This window comes from Serratia sp. K1WW1, from assembly GCF_055790865.1.
In genome coordinates, this window is sequence record NZ_CM147697.1 from 753444 (window position 1) to 772263 (window position 18820).

Here is an 18820-nt window from a genome sequence, read left to right on the forward strand (position 1 = left end):
GTGTCACTGAGTTTTCAGACTCACTCGATCGGTTCCCTCTCCCTGTGGGAGAGGGTTAGGGTGAGGGGAACCTATACACTCCAACAACACGTCAAACGCCGCCGCCATCTGCTCTTCGGGCACGCAAGCAAACCCCATCAACAGCCCGCGTCGCGCATTTGGCAGCATGTAATACCGCGATAACGCTCTTACCAGCACTCCACGTTCATTGGCCGCCGCAGCGATGGCGACATCGTCGGCATCATCTGGCAGGTTGAGCACCAGGTGCAGCCCAGCGTTGCTGTTGAACTCGCTTAATGCCTGCTTACCCAGATGCTGTTCAATCAACGCGGTGAGGAACCCACGCCGTTTGGCATACAGCAACCGCATGCGACGGATATGCGCCGTATAGTGGCCTTCCTGAATAAACTGTGCCAGCGCCGCCTGAATGATCAGATGGCCGCCACGGTAAAGCTCCGCGTGAGCCGTTTTTAACTCGTCCATCAATGGCTTGGGAAGCACTACATAACCCAGACGCAGGGCCGGATAGAGCGTTTTGCTGAAAGTGCCGATGTAGATCACCGGCGCATCGGCTTCCAACCCCTGCAAGGCCGGGATCGGTTGGCCGGAGAAACGGAATTCGCTGTCATAATCATCCTCCACGATCCAGCCACCAGCCGCACGAGCTAAAGCTAGCAGCCGTTGCCGACGTGCTAGGCTCATCACCGATCCCAACGGGTATTGATGTGAAGGAGTGACAAAAATCAGCCGTGGCAAGGCCGCTGGTTGTTCTGGTGGCACCATCCCGGCCTCGTCCACCGCCCAGGGGCAGATATTGACGCCGTTCATGCGCAGGATATTGCGGATCCCCCAATAGCCGGGCTCCTCGATCCAGGCATCATCCCCTGGATTACACAGCATGCGGGTAACCAGATCGATCGCCTGGTGAATGCCTTCGGTGATAAGGATCTGTTCCGGCGAGCAGCGCACCGAACGTGACACCCGTAGATAGTCCACCAGCGCATGCCGCAGCTCCGGGCTGCCGCCTTGGTTGCTGTAAGTTAAGCGCTGTGAGGTTGGGCGGCGGCTGATGCGTGCCTGGAGTTTGCTGAAGATGTGATGCGGGAATGCATTCACGTCGGGGACGCCGGGGATAAAGGCTCCCCACTGTTTCGGGCTGGCGCTGGCGTGTTGCAGTAGCGTGATGCCACGCTGTGACAGCTCGGCACGCCGTTGCTCACCGTCACCACCAATCGGCTGGCTGGCGGTGGATAAACAGCTGTCGGGTACCGTTTCTGCGACGAAGGTTCCACTTCCCTGGCGCGAAAACACATATCCTTCCGCCAGCAATTGTTCATAAACGGTTAACACCGTATTACGTGAGAGACCCAGCTCTTGTGCCAGATCGCGTGACGCCAGCAGGCGGCTGGAAGGGGGCAGGCTGCCGTCCAGAATACTGGTACGAATGGCATTGTATAACCGCTTGTGCAGTTTATCATCGGGCTGCTCGCCGAGGCGTTGCAGCAGCAGGTCACCACTCAATGAGCGCAATTGGATCCCTCAATTAATCGTAACTGGCACTCGATTATAGGGCCACATCAGGTGTAAATAAACGCAATGTTTCACGTTTGTGAACAAAACCGATAACTGGTCCCGCCCGGAGAGAACAGCATGAAAAACGCAGAACTGAATCAACGTCGTCTGGCCGCTACCCCAAGAGGGATTGGCGTGATGTGTGGTTTTTACGCCGAGCGTGCAGAAAATGCCACCCTGTGGGATGTGGAGGGCAATGAGGTGATCGACTTTGCCTCGGGCATTGCGGTGCTCAATACCGGCCACCGTCATCCCAAGGTGATCGCCGCCATTGAAAAGCAGCTCCAGGCGTTTACCCATACGGCATACCAGATCGTTCCCTATGAGAGCTATATTTCGCTGGCAGAGCGCATCAACCAACGCGCTCCAATCGAAGGCACCTGTAAAACCGCCTTCTTCACCACCGGTGCAGAAGCGGTAGAAAATGCGGTGAAGATCGCCCGCGCATACACAGGGCGTCCAGGCCTGATCACCTTCGGCGGCGGATTCCATGGCCGTACCTATATGACCATGGCGCTGACGGGTAAAGTGGCCCCTTACAAACTGGGCTTTGGCCCGTTCCCTGGCTCCGTGTTCCACGGTCAGTATCCGAATGCGTTATATGGCGTCAGCACCGAAGATGCCATGAACAGCCTGGAGCGCATCTTTAAGGCCGATATCGATCCCAAGCAGGTTGCCGCGATAGTGCTGGAGCCGGTGCAGGGTGAAGGGGGCTTTAACGTGGCTCCGGCAGAATTCATGCAGGCGCTGCGTACGCTGTGTGACCAACACGGTATCCTGCTGATCGCCGATGAAGTGCAAACCGGCTTTGCCCGTACCGGTAAGCTGTTTGCGATGGACCACTATGCGGTGAAACCGGACCTGATCACCATGGCGAAGAGCCTGGCTGGCGGTATGCCGCTGTCTGCCGTGGCGGGCCGTGCCGAAGTGATGGATGCCCCGGCTCCCGGCGGTCTTGGCGGTACCTACGCCGGTAACCCATTAGCCGTTGCTGCCGCGCTGGCGGTATTGGACGTGATTGAAGAAGAACAGCTGTGCCAACGCTCCCAGCGTTTGGGGCAACATTTGGTGGAAGTGCTGCAACAGGCACGTAGCCACTGCCCGGCGATTGTGGATATTCGCGCGCTGGGTTCCATGGTGGCAGTAGAGTTCAACGACCCGGCAACCGGTAAACCGTCGCCGGAGTTTACCCGTCAGGTACAGCAAAAAGCCCAGGAAGAAGGACTGTTGCTACTCAGCTGTGGGGTGAACGGTAACGTGATCCGTTTCCTGTACCCGCTGACCATTCCTGATGCCCAGTTTAACCAGGCGCTGGCAATCCTTTCCCGCGCGCTGGCCCAATAAGGAGCAATATCCATGAAACTGCAAAACCCCGATCTGCTGCGTAGCCAATGCCTGATTAACGGCGAGTGGTGCGATGCCCGCAGCGGCAAACGTGAAGCCGTGATCAACCCGGCCAACGGTGTAGAGCTGACAACGGTGCCTCTGGTGAGCGCAGAGGAAACCCAGCAGGCAATTAACGCCGCACAGCAGGCACAAATCGGCTGGAAGCAACAGACCGCCAAGCAGCGTTCCGTATTGCTGCTGGCCTGGGCCGATAAAATCATGGCGGCTCAGGAAGATCTGGCGCAGCTGATGACCGCTGAGCAGGGTAAATCGTTGGCGGAAGCGCGTGGCGAAGTGGCCTATGCCGCCTCGTTTATTACCTGGTTCGCCGAAGAGGCCAAGCGTGTCGACGGTGCCGTATTACAGGCTCCACAGGCTTCGCAGCGTCTGGTGGTGGTGAAACAGCCGATCGGCGTCTGCGCGGCGATCACGCCGTGGAACTTCCCGGCAGCGATGATCACCCGTAAGGCGGCTCCTGCGCTGGCTGCAGGCTGCACCATGATTGTCAAACCGGCTGAGCAAACGCCGCTGACCGCATTGGCACTGGCCAAACTGGCGCAGGATGCCGGTATTCCCGCAGGCGTATTGCAGGTGGTAACCGGCGAAGCCGCACAGGTGGGTAAAGTGCTGTGTGACAGCCCGGTAGTGCGCAAGCTGAGTTTTACCGGATCGACCGAGGTTGGGCGCATCCTGATGGCCCAATGTGCGCCAACCATTAAAAAGCTTTCGCTGGAACTGGGCGGCAACGCACCGGTGATCGTGTTTGACGACGCCAATCTGGACGCGGCCGTTGCCGGGATCATGGCCTCCAAGTTCCGCAACAGCGGGCAGACCTGCGTTTGCGCCAACCGTATTTACGTTCAGGACGGCATCTACGATCGCCTGGTGGATAAGCTGGTGGCCGCGGTTGAGCAACTGAAAGTCGGTGATGGCACACAGGAAGGGACGACGCAGGGGCCGCTGATCGATGAGGCCGCGATAGAGAAAGTGCAGAGCCACATTGATGATGCGCTGATCAAAGGCGCGCAGATCGCGACCGGCGGGCAGCCGCATGCGTTGGGCCGTACCTTCTTCCAGCCGACGGTGGTTACCGGTGTGACCCAGCAGATGCGCTTTGCCAAAGAAGAAACCTTCGGCCCGGTTGCGCCGCTGTTCCGTTTCCATGACGAAGCAGAAGCTATCGCGATGGCCAACGATACCGAATTTGGTCTGGCTGCTTACCTGTTTACGCAAAACGCCGCCCGCCAATGGCGGGTGCCAGAGGCGTTGGAATACGGCATGGTGGGCATCAATACCGGTTTGATCTCCAACGAGGTAGCGCCTTTCGGCGGTATCAAACAGTCTGGGCTGGGGCGCGAAGGCTCTCGCTACGGTATTGAAGAGTATCTGGAACTGAAATACCTGTGTATTGACGTGAGTTGCTAACCCTCAAGACTTGAACGCTCCCTGGTGGCCTACGCTGGGGAGCGCTTCCTCCGAGCAAGAAGTGATGTTTCTCACCGTTGAGAACGGCGGCGTCGTGGCCGCCGGTTTTTTTAACCGCGCATTTTCTCTGGTAATGCCAACCAAGCCTGCACCGATGGGCGCTGCCACTGTTTTTGTGCATAGTCGCGCAGCGGTTCCGGTACCTGATCGCCATGCATCACCAGCCGGTTGAGCATCAGGGCCAGATCGGTATCGGCGATGCACCATTCGTGGAACAGATGATCCTGGCCGTGGCTCAGTAACTTTTCCGCCGCAGTCAGCAGTTTGTTGGCTGCCCGTTGGGCATCTGCACTCAATGGGGCAAATTTGACCGCGCTGAAAATCACCTCGGTTGGGCGTTCTGCCCGCAGCGGTAACAGATCGCTACGCAACCATGCCTGGATCTCACGGGCTTTGGCGCGCTGTTTGATGTCACGCGGATAGAGCGGATGGGCTGGGTGGAGTTCTTCCAAATATTCCTCAATGGCGGAAGACTCGGAAAGCTGGAAGCTGCCCATCACTAACGTCGGCACCCGCAGGGTTAACGACAGGCTGCCGTAGGCCTGGCTTTGCTGTTCTCCCAGTGAGAGATCTACCGGCTTGATGGTAAACGGCATGCCTTTCTCCGTGAGCGCCACAAAGGTCGACATGGCATAGGGGCTGAAAAAGTCGCTATCAGTGTAGAGAACAGTGGCCGATGAGTTCATACGGATCCTTGGGGATGGGAAAGGTATTTGGGATCATTGGCGAACGACGCAATAAAATCAAGGCGATGGCCGATGATTAATCGTAATGGCGTATTAGGCCGAGTAATACCTTAATTAGCTTTCAAGCCGGTTTTGTTGATTTGTGAAGGGGATACTCAGTGATGAATTCTATCGCTTATCGGCAGCAAAATAGACTTCCTCCCCAGCCCGTTTTCCAACGGCGATCACCAATAGAACAATTTCATTATCACGTACTTCATAAACCAACCGATAGCCTGATGAGCGCAGTTTGATTTTGTAACGGTTCGGGCGGCCACTTAGGCGGGATGCGGGCACATGCGGGTTTTCTAAACGCTCAGCCAGCTTCTTTTTCAGTTGTTCACGAACGGGATAGCCCAGCTTTACCCATTCCTTCAGTGCGCGCTTTTCAAATTTGAGCTTATAAATCATTAAGATCTACACTCACAAACTCCGCATCTTCCATGCGTTCATCTGCAATACGGTTTAATTCTGCATCTTCGGCAAGCTCCCGATAGTATGCATACAGCTCAGGGGGCACGCAGTAGAAAGCCGGTTCGTTACGATTCAGGATGGCAACCGCTTCACCTTCTCCGTCTGCAACGGTTCCCATAGGATTCTTTTTCAGGTCGGTGATGCTGGCAGCGATAGTGGTTAAAATTTGAAAGGCCATGGTGATCTCCTGTTTGGAATATCGATATTAGCACCTTTAAAAGTGCCATTAAATGACCTGTTCGTCAATCATCACTGACCAGGATTATCCCCAGCCGATCGATTAGCCCAACGACCTGCTGGCTATCCAACTGTACCCCCTCCAGATCAACCTGGCGGACATCCATCTCTCCCAGCTCTGCGCCGGTCAGATTGCAGTGGTTGAAGGTGGCGGCTCGCCAGTCAAACTGGTTGAACTCCCCGCCGGACAGATCGGAGCCAATAAAGCTGGCACCCAGCACGTTAGCGCCACTCCAGCGGTTTTCCCACAGCTCGCATTTCTCCAGCACCACCTTGGAGAAATTGCTGTAGCTCAGATTGCTTTTGATGATAAAGGCGCTGCAAAAATAGCTGCGCTGAGAAATCATGTTCATAAAGCTGGCGCCACGAAAATCGGCCCCCAGTGCCTTGCATTCGCGGATCTCCAGGCCGAGGGCCTGGGTATTTCTGAAATCGGCCAGCGAGAGATCGCAGCTTTTAAAGCTGGCATCTTTCAATACCGCGCGGCTGAAGTTGCAACCGAGCTGGGTCTCTTCGTCATAGAAAACGCAGCTGATAAACTGGGTATCGGTCAGATCGGTGCCGGAGAAATCACAGTTCAGAAACTTGCCGTTGGTGATGATCTCACCACGGAATTGATCACGGGAAATCTTGGCGGATTGCAGTAGTAAGGGTTGCATAGGGCTACCTGTTTTTTTATACAGTCTATGGCGATAGTACCCGAGGTGGATGGGGAAGGGAATGATGGGATGTCGATTTTGGCTCTCGGGCGGATGAATACTTTATTGCCATTGTGTGGGTATATTGGGAAAGAAAACGCTTGCAGAGTAAGCGTTGATAAACCATCATTTGAAACGACGTTTCACTTCCTTGCTACAGGCCAACCTTGAACTTACACGGGCTACTGCCCCAGCACGTTGCCAAGACGCATTGGTATGCCAAGCGAAAAAGCTATCGGGTGCTTTTTTGGCGCGAGATCACGCCACTGGCAGTACCGATCTTTCTAGAGAACACCTGCGTACTGCTGATGGGGGTGCTCAGCACCTTCCTGGTGAGCTGGCTCGGCAAAGAGTCGATGGCGGGTGTTGGCCTGGCAGACAGTTTCAACATGGTCATCATGGCCTTTTTCGCGGCGGTGGATCTGGGCACCACGGTGGTGGTGGCCTTTAGCCTTGGCACCCGCGATCGCAAACGGGCGCGGGCTGCGGCACGCCAGTCGCTGGTATTAATGACCGTGCTGGCGGTACTGCTGGCGGTTGGGATCCATTTGGCCGGGCAGCAGATCATTAACGTGATCGCCGGTGAAGCTACGCCCGAAGTCAAAGCGCTGGCGCTCTCTTATCTGCAAACCACCGTCTGGAGCTACCCGGCAGCCGCCATCGCCCTGATTGGTAGCGGTGCCCTGCGTGGGGCGGGCAACACCAAGATCCCGCTGCTGATCAATGGCGGCATGAATATCCTCAACATCCTCATCAGCAGTACGCTGATTTATGGGGTATTTAGCTGGCAAGGCCTGGGTTTTGTTGGCGCGGGCCTGGGGCTGACCATTGCCCGCTATATTGGCGCGATCGCCATTATTGCTGTTCTGGCGGTGGGCTTTAATCCGGCGTTGCGTATTACGCTCAAAAGCTATTTTACGCCACTCAACGGCAGCATCCTGCGTGAGGTGCTGGGGATTGGTATTCCCGCCAGTATCGAATCGGTGCTGTTCAACGCTGGCAAACTGCTGACACAAATGTTTGTGGCGGGGATGGGGACCAACGTCATCGCCGGTAACTTTATCGCTTTCTCTATCGCTGCCCTGATTAACCTGCCTGGGAATGCCTTGGGATCGGCTTCGACCATTATCGTCGGCAGGCGTCTGGGGAAAGGGCAAATTGCTCAGGCCGAACGGCAGATGAAGCACGTCTTTTGGCTGGCGACGATTGGCCTGACGGTGATTGCCTGGGGAACCGCTCCCTTTGCCGGGCTGTTTGCCTCATTTTATACCCAGGAAGACGATGTTAAAGAGGTGGTCAAAATCCTGATTTGGCTTAATGCCGCGTTTATGCCGATTTGGGCTGCATCCTGGGTATTACCCGCTGGGCTGAAGGGCGCGCGTGATGTCCGATTTGCCATGTGGGTGACGATGTTGGGCATGTGGGGCTGCCGAGTAGTCGCCGGTTATATCCTGGGCATAGTGCTGGGCATGGGCGTAGTGGGCGTCTGGCTGGGGATGTTCTTGGACTGGGCAGTTCGCGGGGTCTTCTTCTACTGGCGAATGGTCAGCGGGCGCTGGCTATGGAAATATCCACGGCTCAGAAAAAACCAGCCGGAATCAGCCGAAGAACAGCCGCCAAGCTAACGGTATTTTATTGGCCTGAGCCGGGTTGGCAGTATCAATCCATTGTCGGCGGTTATGTTTTGGTGTAAGACTGATGCCACGATAAATGATCTAAAGGTGCACCATGGATGGATTGATATTTATCGCTGGTTTGGCGTTGTTCCTGTGCCTGGTGGTATTACCCATTTCTGTGGTGGTATCGCTCGGCCGTGGCAACCGCAACCAGCGGGAAATTGCCCAACTGACACTGGCCCTCACCCAGTTGCAAAAACAGGTGGATGATCTCCGCTTCGAGGAAACCGGGAGATCGCGGCCAACGCCAGCTCCCCAGGCGCCACCTGTGGCTGTGAAGACAACGCATGACTTTGCGGCGCATGCTGCACAACAGTCAGCCGTGCTGCCCGCTGCTGAAATAGCCGTGCCTCCACCGGTTAAATCTGCCTGGGAGCCTACAGCTCCAAAACCAGCCGCACCAGTAACAACCATTCCTCGCCCACCTATTGCTGATAAACCTGCCATTGATAAACCACAGCAACCGAAAAACGACCTGCTCAGCGGGCTGGTGGGTTGGTTTATGCAAGGCAATCCGCTGGCAAAGCTGGGTGTCTTGCTGCTGTTCTTCGGTTTGGCCTACCTGATGAAATACACCGTTGAACGCGACATGCTGCCTATTGAGTTCAGGTTAATGGGCGCGGCGGTGGCTAGCGGCGTTTTACTGTGGTTTGGCTGGCGTCTACGTGTTAAACAGACGATGTATGCCCTGATCCTGCAAGGGGGCGCGGTTGGCGCGCTCTATATCACCGTATTTGGTGCCTTCCGGCTTTATCAACTGTTGCCACATATGCTGGCATTTGGCCTGATGCTGGTGATCTGCGCCGCCAGCGTGGGCTTGGCCGTATTGCAGCGCGCCCTCAGCCTGGCGATGCTTGCCAGTATTGGCGGCTATCTTTCACCTTTGCTGCTGTCCACCGGTGGCGGCAGCTATGTCGCGCTATTCTCCTATTATCTGCTGCTTTCGCTGGGCATTCTGGCGATCAGCGTCTGGCAGCCATGGCGGCCACTTAACCTGCTGGGTTTTGTTTTTTCCTTTGGCGTCGCAGGGCTGTGGGGAGTAAACAACTACCTGCCGGAATACTATCTGGGTTGTCAGCTGTTCCTGATTGCCAATATCGTGATTTTTGGCGTGCTATGCCTGGCGTTGACTCTGCGTGCACAGTTGCCTGGCGAGAAGATTATCGATGGCGCGCTGCTGTTTGGCCCACCGTTAATCGGTTTTGGCATGCAGTATCTGATTGTTCGCCACTGGGAGTTTGGCCCGGCGTTCTCGGCGCTGGGCTTCGGTTTGGCTTACCTGTTACTGGCCTGGGCAGCATTGAAGCGCTACCCATCTCTGGGCCGCATGTTGGCGGTTTCCGGTTTGGCACTGGGTGGGGTGTTCACTACGCTGGCGATCCCATTGGCACTCTCTGCCGAGTGGACATCTATGGCTTGGGCGCTGGAAGGGCTCGGCATTCTGTGGCTTGGTCGTGAACAAAAGCAAATCCGCATGAGCCTCAGCGGTTCTGGCCTGTTGGTGCTGGCCTTGGCTTCCGCCCTGGTAGCTCTTGGCGCTGGAATGACGACGCTCTCCTTCACGCTGGTGTTCGCCGTACTGGCATTAACTTGGCTCGCGGTGGCATTCCTTTGGCGCGATCTGGAGAGCGATGCTGCATTCAGGCGGGTTGTCAGCTGCTCCTTCCTGGCTGGCGGCATCCTGCTCTGGCTGGTTTGCCTGCTCGGTTTTGCCGGGCGATTGCCGCTTGATTATGGCTACGGGGCTTTCCTGGCGTTGGCCTTGTTGACGCTATCCGTAGTGCTGTGGCGTTGGGTGGCACAAAGGCTGGCCTGGCTCGAACTACGTTATAGCATTTGGCTGCTGTGGCCGGGCATGTTGGCCATGCTGTTGTTCCAATTAGTCGACTTTGATTCTTTATTGTTCTTCGGCTGGCCGAATCTGGTCTGGTTGCTGGCCTTGCCGGTGGCGTACTGGCTGCTGAAGCGCGAAGAAGGCTCTCTGCCGTTACTGCGTCTGCAGCAAGGATTACACCTGTCGCTGTTCTGGATGGTGGTGTTTGCGCTGGGTTATGAAGTCTTTTGGCGCACGATGCGCTTGCCGTGGGGTATGGATGAATGGCAGTTGGGCCTGCAAATGGGCTTCCTCTCCCTGATCATCTTGGCTACACATGGTGCGCTGCGCAAAGGATGCTGGCCGTTTGCCGAACATCGTCAACTGTATGGTGCGATTGCCTTGGCCCCATTGGCGGCGTTGGCTCTGCTGCTGTTGCTGGTAGGCAACGTGTTTGATGGGGTCAGTATAGGCTGGCGTTATTTACCGCTGTTGAACCCATTGGAAGAGGGCGCTGGTTTTGCACTCTTGGCACTGGTGACTCTGGGGCTGTTTGTCCGGCGGGAATACTCGCAGTTTGCTGCATTGCTGAAACAGGCGCTACCGCTGTTTACCCTCGCGATGCTGTTCTGGTGGGGCAATGGGGCAGTCCTGCGTGCACTGGCCTATTACGCCGATATTGCCTGGCGGGTTGATACGCTCTGGGGCTCCCGCCTGGTGCAGACCACCTTCGCTTTGCTGTGGATGCTGATAGCGCTGATCGTCATGGTGTTGTCAACTCGCCGTGGGCAGCGTGAGGTCTGGTTTGGCGGTGCGGCGTTGCTCGGTATCGTCATTGTTAAGCTGATGCTGGTTGATAGCGCCAGGGGTGGGGGATTGGCTCGTGCCATCTCGTTTATCGGCGTGGCGATACTGGTGTTGATCGTGGGATATTTTTCCCCATTGCCACCCAAAGCGGTGCGCGTTAAGGAACCCAATGTGGCAAGCGAACGAGGGAATGTATGAAAGTAAAACTGAATAACTGGTTGCTGCTGGGGTCGCTTTGTCTGGCCGGGGCGGCCAATGCGGAGCCGGTGGCTGAAAAACCGCAAGATTTCGCCTATGGCATCTCGCTAACCACTGAAGGCAGCGCGCCATTTTTCCGTATTGAACTGCCTGAGGCAGTGTATACCGAGAGCGTTTGGCCTGATCTGCGCGATGTGCGGGTGTTCAACAATCAGGGGCAGGCCGTCCCATTTGCGTTGGCTGCGAACGTCACCACTCAGGAGAATAGCCAGACTTTCCCTCTGCGCCTGTTCCCGATGAAGGGTAAAAGGGTCACTAATCAGGAACAACAGGTGATTTCGTTAAAATCCGCAGGTGGTGTTGAAGTGACCTTGCCAGTGGATAGCGACCAGCCAATGGGGAACACCTATCTGCTGGAGATCCCGCAGCATGAGGGCAACTATCCGCGCCTAACCCAGTTAAAACTGGCCTGGGAGCGTCTGCCCGAGAATTGGCAGACCCGCGTTAGCCTGTTTTATAGCAGCGATTTAAAAGACTGGTCGAGCAGCGCTGAGGATGTGCCCTTGATGGATCTGGTCTCTGGCAGCGATCGGTTGCTGTTGGATACCATCGATCTTGATGACTATGCCAGACCTCGCTATCTGCTATTGGTGTTCAACGATGCCAAAACGGCCCCTGATTTGAAGATCCAGTCAGTGCAGGGGATTGCGGCTTCCAGACACACCGAACAACAAAGGATCGGCCTGACCTTCAACCAAAAAGCCATTTCGGCCAGTGAGGCGGAATATAGCTGGCCGAATCCACAGCCCTTGAACAATATCAGCATTAGGCCGACGCAGAGCAATACGGTACTGCCACTCGAGATCGATTACCGCAGCGCAGCTAATGACAGTTGGCACCCTCTGACCAAGCAGGTGGTGTTCTCGGTGAATGGCCGCACCGCTGAGGCAATCCCGCTGAACGGCTTGCTGGTGCAGGGTATCCGCTTGAAAGGCATCAACCAGCAATGGGGCGATTCACTGCCAGAAGTCTCGGCACAGCGCGATAGCCAAACCTTGATATTCAATGCCCAGGGAACCACGCCATTCCTGCTGGTGTGGGGAAATAAAGCCGCCCAGCCTCAGGCGATCCCTTTAGATAGCCTGATCCCGGCAGAGCTGCGTAAAACGATAGATACCGATGCGTTGCCAGAAGCTGGGTTGCAATCCCAAGTGACCCTGGGCGGCACCGAACGCTTGAGCGCGGTAGATGCCGCAGAAGAGGCCAGTATGTGGAAGAAAGGCCTGCTCTGGCTACTGCTGGTTGTGGGGGCGGGGGGATTGGTATTGTTGGCCTTGAAGCTGTGGAAAGAGGTTCAGCAGAAGCCGCAATAGGGCAAGTGATTGCTGGCTGTTAGGATAGAAAACAAGGGGTGACGCGGTTTTCGTTGCCCCTTGTGCATTGCAGCAAAAAAATGCACACAGTCATATTAAATTCTTGACATTTAATTTTCATGGTTGCACTATCAAAAAATAGTCAATCGGAATGATTATCATTATTATTTCAAGAATTGTTTTCATAACAGTGGTGACAGGCACAGGAGTGGTTGCTTCAACCCAGGCAGCTGAAGTGTCTTCTACCGATCACGGTTTTTAATCGCTTGAATAAAGGAAAATGAATTAATAAGAGGACACGCTGATGTGGTTTTTGGCCAATGCTTTTATCATTCTTGCTTTTTTTGGTGTTTTCGCATTCAATAAGAATATAGCAAAATCAAAAAAGGTCTATTTGGCTATCGCAACAGGTGTTCTTAGTTACACTGTATATTATTATAGTGCTGCTAAATCGGTTTTCTTTGTTATTTGTCTTTTTGTATTTTTTGGTCTGGTTATTCAACATCTGAATAATACTAACAGATTGTCATTGAAATCTTTTGTAGATTTATACATGACTTACCTGATGCTACCTTTTTTATTCGTAATGCGCATTATTCTTTCATGGGCTGGAGTCATTTAATGGTGTTTATTAAAAAGACGCGGTTGTTTATCTTTTTACTCATATTGATCTCAAGTTGCTGTGCTAATAGTTCGTATTTAGAACTTAGGTTTCAAGGGGTAGATAGGCAACAGTTTGGCAGCACCTGTGGTATTGCCTCTATCTCAATGATATTGAAAATAAATTATTCATAAAACAAAACAGAGGCTAAGTTATTAGCCCTGGTAAAAATAAAACCGGAATACTCATCTTTAGATCATGTAGCTAAAGAACTTGGTATAGAAACTCTAGGTGTCAAGATAATCCTAACCAAATTGATAATGAAGGGGTATATTATAACGTGATTTCATTATTATGATAAAATATCAAATTCCAATGAATGCTTGATAATAACCTTGCTGGCGAAAGACATCGGTTTGAAAGGTATTAACCTTCAATAGTGCGAAGTGCTGCAGGGAGTCACAGTATAGCGCTAAATACCATGTGGAATTTATTCTAATCCACCTTTTTCGGGAAGGAAATGGGCGTGCAGGCAGGTCTATCTGGCAACTACAGTCCTATGATGCAATTGGCGAGCGACATATTGCCAGATTAACGAGCGAGCCCTACAGCTTTAGCCTGAACCTGATTTTGTTTGAGTTGCTGCTCAATTTTTTACACAGAAACACCTGTTTCGATAGCGGTTGAACTGGCAATGGCACGGTAGATTTGAGTTTGTAGAATATTAAATAAAGATAATCGCTCGCCTTTTTGCCTCACTGGGGGGACGAAAAGGGGGCACAGGTTGATATGCCAATAAAAAAGCCACCCTGAAGGATGGCTTAATCATATGATTTTAAAGCTAAAATTTGGTGGCCCCTACTGGACTTGAACCAGTGACCAAGCGATTATGAGTCGCCTGCTCTAACCAACTGAGCTAAGGGGCCAAGCGGCGTGATTATACGGTAATCATGGGATGCAGGTCTACACCCATAAAACCATATGATGTTTTTATGCACAGTTCTAGCCTGTTGTAATTGCAGGCAGATTTTGCGATAACCGCGGTTAATTCCTTTTAACGGACTGGTGATACTCATGGAACTCTTGGCGCCAAACCTACAGGTGGTGTTCTGCGGCATCAATCCTGGCCTTTCCTCTGCCCATCAGGGCTATCCTTTTGCCAATGGCAGTAACCGCTTCTGGAAAGTGATCCATCAGGCGGGTTTCACCGATCGCCAGTTGGCCCCGGAACAATGGCTGCAGTTGCAAGAAAACGGTTGTGGCATCACCGCTCTGGTCGCGCGCCCAACGGTGGCGGCCAGTGAACTTTCACGCGATGAACTGCGCGGTGGCGGTGAGGTGCTCAAAGAAAAAATTCTGCGTTACCAACCTCGTGCTTTGGCGATCCTGGGCAAACAGGCATTCAGCAGTGCGTTTGGCGTGCGTAATGCCGCCTGGGGGCGTCAGGAGATGATGCTGGGTAAAACCGAGGTGTGGGTATTGCCTAATCCCAGTGGATTGAATCGTGCCACGCTGGAGCAGCTTACCGAGAGTTACCGCGAGCTATTCCTGGCGTTAAAATAAGGCATAAAAAAACCCCGGCGAGCCGGGGTTTTTACGAGGTCGTTAAACCTTAGTCATCCAGGAAGCTACGCAGCACTTCTGAACGGCTTGGGTGGCGCAGTTTACGCAACGCTTTGGCTTCGATCTGACGAATACGCTCACGGGTAACGTCGAACTGTTTGCCCACTTCTTCCAGCGTGTGGTCAGTGTTCATATCGATACCGAAACGCATACGCAGCACCTTCGCTTCACGTGCGGTCAGGCCAGCCAGGACGTCGTGCGTGGCAGAACGCAGGCTTTCAGAAGTGGCAGAATCCAGTGGCAGCTCGAGGGTGGTATCCTCGATGAAATCGCCCAGATGTGAATCTTCATCATCACCAATCGGCGTTTCCATGGAGATCGGCTCTTTGGCGATCTTCAGTACCTTACGGATTTTGTCTTCTGGCATCAGCATACGCTCGGCCAGCTCTTCCGGCGTTGGTTCACGGCCCATCTCTTGCAGCATCTGGCGTGAAATACGGTTGAGCTTGTTGATCGTCTCAATCATATGCACCGGAATACGGATGGTACGTGCCTGGTCGGCGATAGAGCGGGTGATAGCCTGACGGATCCACCAGGTGGCGTAAGTTGAGAACTTGTAGCCACGACGGTATTCAAACTTGTCTACCGCTTTCATCAAGCCGATGTTGCCTTCCTGGATCAGATCCAGGAACTGCAGGCCACGGTTGGTATATTTTTTGGCGATCGAGATAACCAGACGCAAGTTGGCTTCAACCATCTCTTTCTTCGCGCGGCGGGCTTTCGCTTCACCGATCGACATACGACGGTTGATGTCTTTCACCTGCTCGATGGTCAGGCCGGTTTCTTCTTCGATCTGACGCAGTTTTTGCAGGCTGCGCTGAACATCTTCATTAACGTCTTTCAGCTTCTCTGACCAGGGTTTACCCATTGCCAGTGCCGCTGCGAACCAGGTGTCGCTGGTTTCGTTGCCGGCGAACAGGGTGACGAAGTTTTTCTTCGGCATTTTGCACTGCTCAACGCACAGCTTCATGATGATACGTTCTTGCGTACGAACGCGATCCATCATGGTACGCATGCTGTTGACCAGGAAGTCGAACTGTTTTGGCACCAGGCGGAACTGCTTGAACACTTCAGACAGCTTCAGGATCTCTTCTGCTGCGCTGGCGTGGCTACGGCCGTTCTTTTTGATAACCAGACGAGTGGCTTCGTACTGATCGCGCAGATCGGTAAACTTCTGGCGTGCCAGTTCAGGATCGATGCTGTTGTCGTCTTCAGCTTCGTCTTCTTCATCTTCGTCTTTGTCGTCGTCGTCCTGCTCTTCGGTAGTTAATTCAGAACCGATGTGAGTAGCGGTAGGGGCGATGTCTTCTTCCGCGTTAGGATCGACGAAGCCGGTGATCAGATCGGACAGGCGTGCTTCGCCAGCCTCGACACGATCGTACTGCTCCAGCAGATAGGTGATGGCTTCAGGGTACTCAGCAACCGAGCACTGCACCTGGTTGATGCCGTCTTCGATACGCTTGGCGATGTCGATTTCGCCTTCACGCGTCAGCAATTCAACGGTACCCATTTCACGCATGTACATGCGCACTGGGTCAGTGGTACGCCCGATTTCAGATTCTACGCTGGACAGCACCTGAGCGGCAGCTTCTTCCGCATCTTCGTCTGTGCTGTTGGTGTTTTCAGCCAGCAGCAGGTCATCGGCGTCCGGTGCTTCTTCCATCACCTGGATGCCCATGTCGTTAATCATCTGGATGATGTCTTCGATCTGATCGGAGTCGACGATATCTTCCGGCAGATGGTCATTGACCTCAGCATAGGTCAGATAGCCTTGCTCCTTACCACGTTGGACAAGAAGTTTAAGCTGTGACTGCGGGTTTTGCTCCATAAGACGGTATCCACACTTCAGAGTATTTGGGTTGGTGTCGGTCGGCGAAACCGCCAACAATAGCATTTGGGGCGTTTTTGTTGTTGCCGCGGCCCACTGTGGCGGCATATTGCAGGGCTCTGCCCTCGCATTTATCGGCACTTAAGCCGTTTGGTATTCAGTTTTTCTTCGCCAATGCCAGTTGTAATGACCAGAGTTCCTTGCGTTCGTCTGCATTCAGGCCATGCGTTCTGTCACGTGCGATCAAATCTTCCTGACGTTTCTCCAGCACCGAGTCATAGAGATTCGTCAGAGTATCTAAAAAGTGTTGCTCAACTTGTTCCTCAACGATCATATGGTTCCATGTCGCCAAGGTTTCAAGCTGCTGGCTCAATTTGTTATCTCGGTACAGCTCCAGCAACTGGCCGGTAGTCAGGCCCGGCTGCGCTAAACAGGTCTGCACCAGTTCAACAAATAGCGGTAAACCCGCCTGTTTAGTCTGCTCGAGCCCTTCCAGAGAAGGGATAAGTGTAGCCAAACGCGGATTTTGCACCAGTAATCCTATCAGTATACGCATGGTTGTGCGTTTTAGCTGGGGCGCCTGATAAGTATTCGCATTTTCCGCCTGTTTGGGCATCAGCTTGTCGAGCTGGCTATCGTCCAGCAGGCCCAGTTTGCTGCCTAGCTGTTGGCGCAGGTAGAGACGTAATGTCTCGCCCGGCACCTGAGTGATCAGCGGTAGCGCCAAGGTACTCAGTTTGGCACGGCCATCCGGGCTGCTCAGGTCTACCTGTGGCATCAACGTTTCGAACAGGAAAGTGGAAAGCGGCTGCGCCAGCTCCATTCGCTGTTCGAAGGCGTCTTTGCCTTCTTTACGGACCAGGGTGTCCGGGTCTTCGCCGTCTGGCAAAAACATAAACCGTAACTGACGCCCGTCGTTCAGATAGGGCAGTGCGGTTTCCAACGCACGCCAGGCGGCTTCACGGCCAGCCCTGTCGCCGTCGTAACAGCAGACAACGTTATCTGTGGCGCGGAACAGCAGCTGAATATGTTCAGCCGTTGTCGAGGTTCCGAGTGAGGCAACGGCATAATCAATGCCATATTGCGCTAACGCCACCACGTCCATATAGCCTTCGACCACCAGCAAACGTTGCGGGTTGGCGTGGCTCTGCTGTGCTTCATACAGGCCGTACAACTGACGGCCCTTGTGGAATACTTCGGTTTCCGGCGAGTTCAGGTACTTGGGCATACCATCGCCCAGTACGCGTCCACCAAAAGCGATTACCCGCCCGCGTTTGTCGCGGATGGGGAACATCACACGCTCGCGGAAGCGATCGTAAGTGCGCCCTTGATCGTTAGTCACCAACATTCCGGCATCGTTCAGTGCTGCCCGGCTGTCGGTATCACGCCCGAAACGTTTTAACGCATTATCCCAACCGGCAGGTGCAAAGCCGATGGCAAAATGGCGGATAACGTCGTCACTCAATCCGCGCTGTTGCAGGTAGTTACGCGCCTGCGTACCGTTGGATTGATGCAGTGACTGTTGATAGAACGCGCTGAGCTGTTCCATCAGTTGATATAGGCTTTGACGCTGATGGCGTTCGATTGGCGTCGGTCCGGTGCCTGCCTCGTAAGGCACTTCCAGCCCGTGCATGGTGGCCAGTTCCTCGATGGTTTCGACAAACTCGAGTCTGTCGTAATTCATCAGGAAGTCGACGGCGTTACCGTGCGCTCCACAACCAAAACAGTGATAAAACTGTTTGTCGCCATTAACGGTGAATGAAGGCGTTTTTTCGTGGTGGAACGGACAGCACGCGTGATAGTTCTTGCCCTGCTTTTTAAGCTTTACCCGGGCGTCGATCAGATCGACGATGTCGGTGCGAGCCAGCAAGTCATTGATAAATACACGCGGAATTCGTCCAGCCATAAGCCCCTGTTACGATTGCCTATAAACGAGAACAAGCCGCGCATTCCTTTCGGAAAGCACGGCCTTCGTATGCAACTACTCGGTCTGCGTGTTCTTGAAAAAGAAAAAAATCACGCGGTGGGGTTACCCCCGAAGGATTAATACAGACGAGTGCGGCGTGCGTTTTCGCGAGCCAGTTTCTTCGCGTGGCGTTTTACTGCAGAAGCTTTAGCGCGTTTACGTTCGGTAGTCGGTTTTTCATAGAACTCACGACGACGAACTTCAGCTAAAACACCTGCTTTTTCGCAGGAGCGTTTGAAACGACGCAGTGCAACGTCAAATGGCTCGTTTTCACGTACTTTAATTACCGGCATGTGCCTCTCACCTCAATAGAATTCGGTTTGCTGCTGGCCAAGCGCCAGCCTTTTCAAAATGGTGC

At 53.9% G+C, this 18820-nt stretch carries 15 protein-coding genes, 1 tRNA gene and 1 pseudogene; 8 read left to right on the forward strand and 9 right to left on the reverse strand.

Going from position 1 to position 18820, the window contains the following annotated elements; all coding sequences use genetic code 11:
• Positions 1 to 3: 3 nt before the first annotated feature.
• Positions 4 to 1530 carry a MocR-like pyridoxine biosynthesis transcription factor PdxR gene (pdxR, locus tag ACX9GU_RS03445; RefSeq protein WP_473193849.1) on the reverse strand — a complete coding sequence of 509 codons (1527 nt, stop codon included), beginning with the start codon at positions 1528 to 1530 and terminating at the stop codon, positions 4 to 6.
• A 120-nt stretch (positions 1531 to 1650) separates the two neighbouring features.
• On the opposite strand from pdxR, the gene ACX9GU_RS03450 reads away from it, so the two are divergent.
• A complete protein-coding gene (locus ACX9GU_RS03450) occupies positions 1651 to 2916 on the forward strand; it encodes a 4-aminobutyrate--2-oxoglutarate transaminase (protein WP_024483077.1) in 1266 nt (421 codons plus the stop codon).
• 12 nt (positions 2917 to 2928) lie between these two features.
• On the forward strand, positions 2929 to 4383 hold the full coding sequence (locus tag ACX9GU_RS03455) for an NAD-dependent succinate-semialdehyde dehydrogenase (RefSeq protein ID WP_021180637.1): 1455 nt from the start codon (positions 2929 to 2931) through the stop codon (positions 4381 to 4383).
• Between the two features lie 110 nt (positions 4384 to 4493).
• Here ACX9GU_RS03455 and yfcF read toward each other — a convergent pair whose 3' ends face one another.
• The 4 genes from yfcF to ACX9GU_RS03475 all read right to left on the reverse strand — a co-directional run bounded on the left by yfcF (position 4494) and on the right by ACX9GU_RS03475 (position 6538).
• Positions 4494 to 5129, reverse strand: coding sequence for a glutathione transferase (gene yfcF, locus ACX9GU_RS03460; protein ID WP_473193850.1), 636 nt, complete (start codon positions 5127 to 5129; stop codon positions 4494 to 4496).
• A 168-nt stretch (positions 5130 to 5297) separates the two neighbouring features.
• The gene (locus tag ACX9GU_RS03465) at positions 5298 to 5579 is read right to left on the reverse strand and encodes a type II toxin-antitoxin system RelE family toxin (protein WP_473193851.1); all 282 of its coding nucleotides are present in this window, start codon (positions 5577 to 5579) and stop codon (positions 5298 to 5300) included.
• Positions 5569 to 5820, reverse strand: a complete 252-nt coding sequence (locus ACX9GU_RS03470) for a type II toxin-antitoxin system Phd/YefM family antitoxin (protein WP_021806919.1) — start codon at positions 5818 to 5820, stop codon at positions 5569 to 5571. The genes ACX9GU_RS03465 and ACX9GU_RS03470 overlap by 11 nt, the downstream gene beginning before the upstream one ends.
• 64 nt (positions 5821 to 5884) lie before the next feature.
• The gene (locus tag ACX9GU_RS03475) at positions 5885 to 6538 is read right to left on the reverse strand and encodes a Qnr family pentapeptide repeat protein (protein ID WP_473193852.1); all 654 of its coding nucleotides are present in this window, start codon (positions 6536 to 6538) and stop codon (positions 5885 to 5887) included.
• Between the two features lie 206 nt (positions 6539 to 6744).
• On the opposite strand from ACX9GU_RS03475, the gene ACX9GU_RS03480 reads away from it, so the two are divergent.
• From ACX9GU_RS03480 to ACX9GU_RS03500, 5 genes and pseudogenes are all read left to right on the forward strand, one after another.
• Complete coding sequence (locus ACX9GU_RS03480; RefSeq protein WP_473193853.1) at positions 6745 to 8202, forward strand: EmmdR/YeeO family multidrug/toxin efflux MATE transporter; 1458 nt, start codon at positions 6745 to 6747, stop codon at positions 8200 to 8202.
• Positions 8203 to 8305: 103 nt separating this feature from the next.
• Complete coding sequence (locus ACX9GU_RS03485; RefSeq protein ID WP_473193854.1) at positions 8306 to 11071, forward strand: DUF2339 domain-containing protein; 2766 nt, start codon at positions 8306 to 8308, stop codon at positions 11069 to 11071.
• Positions 11068 to 12444 carry a DUF3999 family protein gene (locus tag ACX9GU_RS03490; RefSeq protein WP_473193855.1) on the forward strand — a complete coding sequence of 459 codons (1377 nt, stop codon included), beginning with the start codon at positions 11068 to 11070 and terminating at the stop codon, positions 12442 to 12444. Before ACX9GU_RS03485 ends, ACX9GU_RS03490 begins: the two co-directional genes overlap by 4 nt.
• A gap of 304 nt (positions 12445 to 12748) precedes the next feature.
• Positions 12749 to 13066 (forward strand): hypothetical protein, encoded by a 318-nt coding sequence (locus tag ACX9GU_RS03495; protein ID WP_473193856.1) that lies wholly within the window; start codon positions 12749 to 12751, stop codon positions 13064 to 13066.
• Positions 13067 to 13510: 444 nt separating this feature from the next.
• Positions 13511 to 13640: pseudogene (locus ACX9GU_RS03500) on the forward strand (cell filamentation protein Fic); the annotation flags it as partial.
• Between the two features lie 254 nt (positions 13641 to 13894).
• Here ACX9GU_RS03500 and ACX9GU_RS03505 read toward each other — a convergent pair.
• Positions 13895 to 13971, reverse strand: a tRNA-Ile gene (locus ACX9GU_RS03505).
• 148 nt (positions 13972 to 14119) lie between these two features.
• Here ACX9GU_RS03505 and mug point away from each other — a divergent pair.
• Positions 14120 to 14608 (forward strand): G/U mismatch-specific DNA glycosylase, encoded by a 489-nt coding sequence (mug, locus tag ACX9GU_RS03510; protein ID WP_071682895.1) that lies wholly within the window; start codon positions 14120 to 14122, stop codon positions 14606 to 14608.
• A 49-nt stretch (positions 14609 to 14657) separates the two neighbouring features.
• Here the strand turns inward: mug and rpoD are convergent, their stop codons facing one another.
• From rpoD to rpsU, 3 genes are all read right to left on the reverse strand, one after another.
• Complete coding sequence (gene rpoD / locus ACX9GU_RS03515; RefSeq protein ID WP_021179483.1) at positions 14658 to 16496, reverse strand: RNA polymerase sigma factor RpoD; 1839 nt, start codon at positions 16494 to 16496, stop codon at positions 14658 to 14660.
• Between the two features lie 157 nt (positions 16497 to 16653).
• Positions 16654 to 18402, reverse strand: a complete 1749-nt coding sequence (gene dnaG / locus ACX9GU_RS03520) for a DNA primase (protein WP_223500410.1) — start codon at positions 18400 to 18402, stop codon at positions 16654 to 16656.
• 137 nt (positions 18403 to 18539) lie between these two features.
• On the reverse strand, positions 18540 to 18755 hold the full coding sequence (gene rpsU, locus ACX9GU_RS03525; RefSeq protein WP_001144069.1) for a 30S ribosomal protein S21: 216 nt from the start codon (positions 18753 to 18755) through the stop codon (positions 18540 to 18542).
• Positions 18756 to 18820 lie beyond the last annotated feature (65 nt).